This window comes from Flavobacterium sp. UBA6135 (genome assembly GCF_002428305.1).
Taxonomy (GTDB): Bacteria; Bacteroidota; Bacteroidia; order Flavobacteriales; family Flavobacteriaceae; genus Flavobacterium.
In genome coordinates this window covers 1-8,736 of sequence record NZ_DIVJ01000041.1, presented here as the reverse complement: position 1 = coordinate 8,736, position 8,736 = coordinate 1, and the positions used below count along the sequence as shown (strand labels likewise).

The 8,736-nt window shown below is 33.5% G+C and carries 6 protein-coding genes; 5 read left to right on the top strand and 1 reads right to left on the bottom strand.

Features of this window, described 5'->3' with window-relative positions; all coding sequences use genetic code 11:
- Positions 1-1,008 precede the first annotated feature (1,008 nt).
- Positions 1,009-1,794 carry a hypothetical protein gene (locus tag B3L86_RS10655; RefSeq protein WP_291118788.1) on the top strand — a complete coding sequence of 262 codons (786 nt, stop codon included), beginning with the start codon at positions 1,009-1,011 and terminating at the stop codon, positions 1,792-1,794.
- Positions 1,795-1,806: 12 nt separating this feature from the next.
- Here B3L86_RS10655 and B3L86_RS10650 read toward each other — a convergent pair whose 3' ends face one another.
- Positions 1,807-2,013 carry a hypothetical protein gene (locus B3L86_RS10650; RefSeq protein ID WP_291118785.1) on the bottom strand — a complete coding sequence of 69 codons (207 nt, stop codon included), beginning with the start codon at positions 2,011-2,013 and terminating at the stop codon, positions 1,807-1,809.
- A gap of 666 nt (positions 2,014-2,679) precedes the next feature.
- On the opposite strand from B3L86_RS10650, the gene B3L86_RS10645 reads away from it, so the two are divergent.
- The 4 genes from B3L86_RS10645 to B3L86_RS10630 all read left to right on the top strand — a co-directional run bounded on the left by B3L86_RS10645 (position 2,680) and on the right by B3L86_RS10630 (position 8,718).
- Complete coding sequence (locus tag B3L86_RS10645; protein WP_291118782.1) at positions 2,680-3,063, top strand: HU family DNA-binding protein; 384 nt, start codon at positions 2,680-2,682, stop codon at positions 3,061-3,063.
- A 1,063-nt stretch (positions 3,064-4,126) separates the two neighbouring features.
- Positions 4,127-5,716, top strand: coding sequence for a type I restriction-modification system subunit M (locus B3L86_RS10640; protein WP_291118779.1), 1,590 nt, complete (start codon positions 4,127-4,129; stop codon positions 5,714-5,716).
- Between the two features lie 2 nt (positions 5,717-5,718).
- Positions 5,719-7,692: an AAA family ATPase gene (locus tag B3L86_RS10635; protein ID WP_291118776.1), complete on the top strand. Its 1,974-nt coding sequence runs from the start codon at positions 5,719-5,721 to the stop codon at positions 7,690-7,692.
- Positions 7,693-8,718, top strand: coding sequence for a restriction endonuclease subunit S (locus tag B3L86_RS10630; protein ID WP_291118773.1), 1,026 nt, complete (start codon positions 7,693-7,695; stop codon positions 8,716-8,718).
- The last annotated feature ends 18 nt before the right edge of the window (positions 8,719-8,736 follow it).

Here is an 8,736-nt window from a genome sequence, read left to right as displayed (position 1 = left end):
AATTCTATCCTTTGCTCTTGTACTAATATTAGCAAATATAAAAGTACTAAAATTAGTAAACATAATTGTGCTAAAATTAGCAAAAATAAACGTGGCAATATTAGTAAACGTAATTATGTGGAATTAATAAACAGGAAATAGTAATGGGTACTTCAAAATATTTATCACAAGAGTAAAGCCACTCCTAGCTTTATAGAGAACCAATAATTATTTAATGCTTCTTATAAATCTATATTTATTTACAAATAAATCTTATAAACAAAATAAAGTTTTGAGAAATCTTACAAGGCATCAAAAAAGGATAAGATAGGGATCAAGTGTTCGATTAAAGTCCTTTCTATCCATCGCAATAAAAAAGCATTTTGTATTCACTATTTTCATAAATTTGCACAAACCAGTTTCATTGGTTCAATGTGTTCTTTAAAATTCTGGGGTTTCAAAATTTATCAAATAGATGAAGAAATATATTTTGTTTTACTTTGAGATTTTTTGTTCAGGCTTGTACCTAATTTGTACCTTGAAATCTACAAACCCAAGTATATTTGGGGCTGTTAATTTCTGTATTGGGAAGTAACAAAGTGGTTACCGGTCTGATTTCTTTCGTTAGCAACTCCGTCAGAGTTCCAAACTCTGACGGAGTTGTAGTAGCGTAAAAAATCCGCGACCATCCGTCAAATCCGCGTCATCCGTGTTCCAAAAAAAGAGCGAAGCTCTAATTCGTGAATTCGTGGCAAAAAAAGACCTAAGCTCCGTATTCCAAAAAACACCAACCCAAATAAAATTTTGATACCCTCAAATTTAATTTATAAATTGTACACGTATTTAAACCTCTATTTTTCCTAAAAAATGAATAGTACTCCTAAAAACTACAGCAACCTACCGCTCCAAAAAAACCTAAATAGACTTACATCCTCTAAAACAATAAAATGGCTTCCATTGTTAAGTCTGATAGTATGCTGTTTTTGGATGTCAAATGGCATTTGCTTTGGACAGCCACAGCAAACGAAAGTGATTAACGTCTATACCTTACACCGAGCTTGGCCCCACCAAGATAAAGTGGTTATCCCAACCGCATTACAAAAAGAAGTACTAAAAGCCGGTTGGACCATTACGGAAGTGAAAGGCGGTGTTACCATCCAGAGAACCTTGGAAAAAGATACGCTGCTATACACAAAAAAAGACAGCAGCATCACAGTTCGTACGAACTGGAAAATTCAAAACATCAAACACACCAGCGACGCTCCTGATAAAGTATATTTGAATCCCATACCTTTTACGGAAGCCGCTGATGCAGCTCTAAATCAAATCGTTTACATTCCGTTACCGGCCAATGAAAAAGTGATTTTTTCACATTTACATACCAAATGGAGTGCCATTACCATTCCCTTTACCATTCGTCCCGCTGTTGATAACCGTTTGAACAGTCAAGTGACCAGTGAGTTCAAAATTGGTACAGCGTTCAGTTTGAATCAAGATTGGGAAGTTTTTAAAAACCGCAGGATGGATGCTAAAAAAAACACCTATGGCGTATCAGCCGGATTGGGATTTGGATTGGGTCGCATCACATTAGACAATGGCTCCACAAGTCTTTCGGGGGCTAACTATGACAATGAAGAAGAAGGACTCGTAGTGTTTGTCACTCCGGGCTTGGGCTTAAACATTCGAGGCTTTAAAATCTTAGGTTTTTATGGTTGGGATATCGGATTGACCAAGAATATCAACGATTGGAATTACCATCGCAAACCTTATATCGGTATTGGTTTGGGGTTTGACTTTTGGACGATGCGTCGGTAATTGTAGTTAAGCCTATTGCTTATATAAAGACACCGCAGCAGTGTTGGGAATGGCTTGTAGTAACAAATACTTACCGTTTACCACTCGTACTATAGTAACTCCGTCAGAGTTCCAAACTCTGACGGAGTTGGAGTAGCGTAAAAAATCCGTAACCATCCGCAAAATCTGTGTAATCCGTGTTCCAAAAATGAACGAAGCTCTAATTTCTATTGTTATCAACTCCGTCAGCGTTTGGAACTCTGACGGAGTTGGAGTAGCGTAAAAAAATCCGTAACCATCCGTCAAATCCGCCTCATCCGCGTTCCAAAAATGAACGAAGCTCTAACAAAAAACGTTGTGAAACTCTGTGCCACCCTTCTTAAAACTTAGTGAAACAAAAAAGAGTGAAGCTCTAATTTGTGAATTTGTGGCAAAAAAAACTATAAAATCAAAAAAACACATAGATTTTATCGCTGGATATGGTGGATTGCGAATAAAAAAATTAACAAAAGCTAACTCCCACATTATCAGAATCATCACTAAAAAAATATCTCCCTTTTTTACCTTCGCTTCCTTCAGTAGGAAAGCTATTCTTTACAAAAACACAACTGACTGATTATTAAATTGTTACGACGGCAATTTCTTTCTAAATTATTACTTTAATAAGTAGTTTCAAGTGTACACTATAAAAAATAATATCTTTAAATGTTTGATTTTCCGCAATTTATTAAAAAAATAAAAAGGTAAGAATAACATTACTTGTTGTTAAAAAATAACGCCAATTGTGAATAAGTTTGATTTTGATATACCAAACTAGTGTAGTATTTTTACATCAGTTGTAACGGCTTGGCAACGTGACCAATAACGGCAACAAAAATTATTTATTAATTTAACACCTTAATTAAAATGGCAGTTAAATTCACAACAGTTCAGCGGAAAAATCCGCAGGAGTTAATGGCTCCTGAAAAATTTTATGCTTCCGCCATCGGGGATGGCGAAGTGGGGATTGAAAAATTATCCCGAATGATCTCGGAGCAATGCACCGTAACCGAAGCAGACTGCTTAGCAGTATTGGCTTCGTTGGAGAAACAAATGGTTAACCAGTTAGAGGATGGACGCATCGTTCGGTTAGGACGCATCGGTACGTTTCAAATTGGGTTGAGTTCGTTGGGTATGGAGACCCCTGAGGAGGTAACGAGTAATTCGATTATCAAATCAAGAGTCTTGTTTCGTCCGGCACAAAACATCAAGAACCTCTTGAAAACATTGCGTTACCAAAAAGCGGCCTAGGAACCGACTGAATGAGCTGCCAATGGCAGTTTGTTAACCCCAGTGACTTTCGCTGGGGTTTTTTTATGCCTTTTGCAGCATAATTTTCACTTCAAAACGATGCGGATGGTTTTCTAAAATCGTCCTGATGGTTTGTAAAAACGATGCGGATGATTTTTTCAAACGATACGGACGAATTTTTCACCGGATTTTGACCCTTTTTTAGCCAAAATCCGTATCAAAACGTAAAAAAAACAACCGAAAACTACCAAAAACAAACTCAAAAAACCCGAAAAAAGCTCAAAAAAAAAGTAAAAACCTACATAAACCGTAGTTTTTCACTAAAAAAAATTATAGTTTTTCTCGCTTCCCACTCAACTTTTACCTCTTAAACCTTAGTTCCTTAGTCCCTCAGCACCCTGGCAGCTTTGAAAAAAAACCATAAAAAAAAGCTCATGAAATGGCCTAGGAACCGATTTATGAGCTGAATTTTTGCCGTTTATTAACCCGAGCGTGTGCACGTTTAAAAGCGAATTAAAAGTAAACAAGATTGTGAAATCTACAAAAAATATGTACACATTTAACATATTCTTTTATTCACAATCGTCATTTTTTTTGTTCATTTCTTCTGATTTACCAATGAAATTAGGCCTTAAGAACAAAAAAAAATACGTTTTTACTTTCCTTCAATGTCTTCTTTTTTAGCTTTTGGTTATGGCTAGTTTCTTTTTTGTCCACAAGGTTGCACAACATTGCACTAAGTTTTTGTCTGAGTCACAAATAACTAAGGACTAAGGACTAAGTACTAAGGACTAAGAACTAAGGACTAAGAACTAAGGACTAAGAACTACTTTTCTAAAACTTTTCCCCTATATTAGCCTTTCCAAAAACAATTTCCTGCTTGCCGGTGGGAGAAACTCCTTTGAATTTATTTTAGTAGAATGCGGGAATCCGTAAAAGGGTGGTATCGCTAAAAACTATATTTGTTAAAAACTATTGGAAACCCTTTGCTAATTTTATGGTTTTCTTTTTTTGTTTTTAGTAAGTTTGGGAAAGTAATAATTTAAATTATAGCATAAAATATATGTCTAAAGCCACTGTAAAAGCCGATATCAATTTTGAACAAGAACTCTGGAAAGCTGCCAACGAATTACGTGGTGCAGTAGCTGAAAATCAATACAAAGACTATGTGTTGCCTATGATTTTCTTAAAGCATATGTCTGAACGATATGAAATTCGTAAACAAGAATTGCAACTATTGGTTCAAGATAAAAACTCAATCTATTTTACATCAGATGAAGCAGAAATTAATTATGTGATGGAAGACCCGGATGAGTATTTATCCAAAAACGTTTATATCATTCCGAAAGAAGCCACTTGGGATTATTTAAAAGCCAATGCTGAACAAGACAATATCAAAGTAATTGTAGATGATGCTTTTGATACGTTGGACGCAACTTTAGCAAAATTCAGACCGGATTTAAAAGGCATCTTGCCCCGTATTTTTGTGAAGAGTCAGTTGACACCTCGACAGGTGGGGGGATTAATCAATTTATTATCCAATCCGAAACTGTCACAGAAAGAAAACCCTGAAAGTGATATTTTAGGTCGGGTGTATGAGTATTACATTGGAAAGTTCGCACTTGCTGAAGGATCCGGTGCCGGTCAATTTTTTACCCCTGGAAGTATTGTGCGGTTGATGGTAGAAATGATTGAACCGTATGAAGGAAAAATATTTGATGCCGCTTGTGGCTCGGGTGGTATGTTTGTGCAGTCGTTGAAATTCTTAGAATCGCATGGTGGCGACAAACGCAACATTGCCATTTACGGCCAAGAGCGTTATGATGGCACCCTCCGTTTATGTAAAATGAACTTGGCGTTGCGTGATTTGTCTTTTGATGTGCGTTTGGGCGATTCGTTGTTACAAGATAAGTTTCCCGATTTAAAAGCCGATTTTATTATTGTAAACCCACCGTTTAATGTCAGCCAATGGCATCCTGAAGATTTACCTGAAAATGACCCTCGCCTTTTTGGACCCAAAGAAGAATTTACCACTGATGGCAATGCCAATTATATGTGGATGCAAACCTTTTGGAGTCATTTGAGCGACAAAGGAACCGCTAGTGTGGTGATGGCAAACGGTGCGATGACCTCCAACAACAAAGGCGAAAAAAACGTACGAGAATTTATGGTGAACAACAACATGATTGATTGTATTGTTCGCCTACCCGATAAATTGTTTTTAACGACCGGTATTCCTGCCTGTATTTTTATCTTAAGCCGAAACCGTGATGGCAAAGACGGTATTCACCGCAAACGTACCGATGAAATTTTATTTATAGACACCAGTAAAATGGGTACTATGGAAAGCCGCAAATTACGCGTGTTTACCGATACCGATATTGATAAAGTAGCCGCTACTTACCACTCTTGGCGAAACATTGGGGGTGCTTATGAAAATAATGATGGTTATAGTTACAATGCCTCTTTAGCTGAAGTACAAAAACAAGACTACAAATTGACCCCGGGTATTTATGTAGGTACCGAAGAAGTGGAAGACGACGGCATTTTATTTGAAGATAAAATGGAAGCTTTAAAAAAGCAATTACAAGAACAGTTTACCAAAGGGAATGAGTTGCAAAAAAAGATATTGGAGAATTTTAATAAGTTATAATTATGATAGTTGGAGTTTTTTTAAGACATTATAAATGTTATAGAAATTTACATTTTATACCCTTTATTACTAATCACAATCATTCTAATCTTAACTTAATTATTGGGAAAAATGGTTCTGGAAAAACTTCAATATTAGAAATATTAGATGTATATTTTAATAAAAAATCAATTGTTTTATCACATGAAGAAAAAAGAGGTGATGCATATATTGCTCCTATAATTTGTATCGAAAAGTCTTTTATTGAAAAAATTAAGGCTAATTATACAAGTCCTAAATCAGATTTAGAGGAAATCATCAAATTAATGAGCGATGCCTTATGGGATCTAAAGGCACCAAGCAACAGTAAACAACAATATCATTTTCAAGAACTTAGAGATAATTTTCATAGTAAATACTCAAAAGAAACCCATTATCTCTTAGTAGATGGAATCAACATTGATGGTGACATAAAACTTGGGCCATTTGAAGAATTACAAAAAATAATTTTAGAAACTTGTGATAAAAAAAAGCTAATTGCTTTTTCAAATGCTTTAAAAAGTTCATATAATTATATTTACATTCCTGTAGAAACTAATATAAATGATTATCTAAGATTAGAAAATAATAGTTTACAATATTTAATAGGTCAAGATATCAAAACAAAAATTGATGATGTATTTGATAAACAAGTTACTGTTGATGGAAGCAATAAAAAAATCATTCAAATCATTAACGATAATTTAAAAGAATTTGTTTCCTCTGTTGAAAAAACTATCCAAAAAATTGATAAAGATTATTCATTTAACACAGATCCAAATGTTAAACAAAAAGTAACATCTAAAGATTTAAGAGGTAGAGTTATCGAAGAGTATTTTAAAAATAGAAGTTTAAAAAATAAAGACACGAAAATTAATTCAATGAGTTCTGGTCAAAGAAAGAAAGCATTGATAGATATAATTTTTTCTTTAGTAACGGAAAATAGTGTAAGCAATAGTGAGAGTAATATTATTCTAGGCATAGATGAACCTGAAGCATCATTAGATGTTACAAATTGTTTTGAGCAATTTGAAAAAATAGAAAAAATTTCACAACAAAACATACAGACTTTAGTTACAACACATTGGTATGGTGCATTACCGATAATTAATGATGCAATAATTACTCACACAATAGAAGATGAAAGAAAAGTACCTCAAATTTCCTGTTTTGCTTCAAACAATTTATTTGATAATCATGAAGCCCATAGGGTTGAAGATATTTTCTTTAAAAGTATTTATGATTTAGCTTCAGCAATATTATCTTCCTTAAGAAATGGAAATAAAGATTGGATTATTGTAGAAGGACATAGTGATAAAATATATTTGCAATCATACTTTAACAGTAAAAATGTTAAATTTTTATCGATTGGTGGAATAGATAGATTAATTAGTTTGGTTGATTTTCTGTCTGTACCACTGAGAAATAAAACGGAAACAGAATATACTAAAAATAAGATAATATTTTTATCCGATAATGATATGGAATACAAATCTTCATTAACTGAAAATTCAAAAATTTTATTTTTCAAAAGATATGTTTTTAAAGAAGGTGAAGTAAAATTAATAGATTACATTGATAACAAACATGGAGAAGAGATTAGAATTGAGGATGTCCTAGAATCGAATAGAATGTGGTCATCGTTAAATAATCTTGCAAATGAAATCCCTGAATTAAGATCAGTTTTGAATAATTTTAATATAGCTGTAGACTTCAAAATTAGTAAATTAAGTGGTGATTATTCTTTTATAGAAACTGAAAAAAAAGGAAAAGAAAAATTAGCAGCTTTTAAAGAATTGATTGATATTTTAAAACCATTAAAAACAAGATTAGCACATAAATATAACGAATTACCTGTTGACAAAACCCCTGAATGGATTTCAGAGTTGAAAAAACTTTTAAAACCAGAACCTAAATTAACATTTAGATCAATAAAAAAAGTAAAACCTAAAAAATAAATGCCAAAAAGCTGGAAAACATATAAATTAACTGAATTAGTTGAAAACATAGTTGACAACAGAGGAAAGACTTGTCCAACTGCTGAGACTGGAATCCCATTAATAGCTACAAACTGTATTAGAAATGAAAAGTTATATCCTGATTTTATAAATATTAGATACGTTTCTGATAAGACATATGAAAATTGGTTTAGAGCTCATCCTCAACCCGAAGATTTATTATTTGTTTTGAAAGGAACTCCAGGAAGGGTGTGTTGGACACCGAATCCAGTAAATTTTTGTATTGCTCAAGATATGGTGGCATTAAGAGCTAAAAAAAATATTATTTATCCTAAATATCTTTTTGCTCTGCTCCGTTCAAAGTTGGCACAAGATAGAATTAACGCTCTTCACGTTGGTAGCCTTATACCACATTTCAAGAAAACAGATTTTGATAAACTAGAATTACCAGTTTTTGAAGATATAAATTATCAGAAAGAAGTTGGTGATATGTACTTTGATATTTGCGACAAAATCGAAAACAACCTCGCCATCAACAAAACCCTCGAAGAAATGGCAATGGCACTCTACAAACACTGGTTTGTAGATTTTGGTCCGTTTCAAAACGGTGAGTTTGTAGAAAGTGAGTTGGGGTTGATTCCTAAGGGGTGGGAGATTGGAAAACTTGAAGATTTATTGGAAATAAAGTATGGTAAAGATCATAAAAAGTTATCGGATGGATTAATCCCAGTTTATGGTTCCGGTGGAATTATGAGGTATGTAAATGAATCATTGTATGATAAAGAGTCAATACTGATACCAAGGAAAGGAACATTAAGTAATTTATTTTATGTATCACAACCATTTTGGTCGGTTGATACAATGTTCTACTCTAAAATAAAGGATATTGATTTTGGAAAATACATTTTTTATTTCTTAAAAACTATTGATTTAGCTTCAATGGATGTCGGTTCAGCTGTTCCTAGCTTAACAACCGAATTATTAAAAAGAATTGCAATTATAATTCCTCCTAAAAATATTGTGTAAATCGTCAGCAAAAAGTGT

What these genes read in the sequence shown, in the direction of transcription:
- B3L86_RS10645 (WP_291118782.1), top strand. Translation starts at nt 2,680, where the DNA reads ATGGCAGTTAAATTCACAACAGTTCAGCGGAAAAATCCGCAGGAGTTA.
- B3L86_RS10640 (WP_291118779.1), top strand. Translation starts at nt 4,127, where the DNA reads ATGTCTAAAGCCACTGTAAAAGCCGATATCAATTTTGAACAAGAACTC.
- B3L86_RS10635 (WP_291118776.1), top strand. Translation starts at nt 5,719, where the DNA reads ATGATAGTTGGAGTTTTTTTAAGACATTATAAATGTTATAGAAATTTA.
- B3L86_RS10630 (WP_291118773.1), top strand. Translation starts at nt 7,693, where the DNA reads ATGCCAAAAAGCTGGAAAACATATAAATTAACTGAATTAGTTGAAAAC.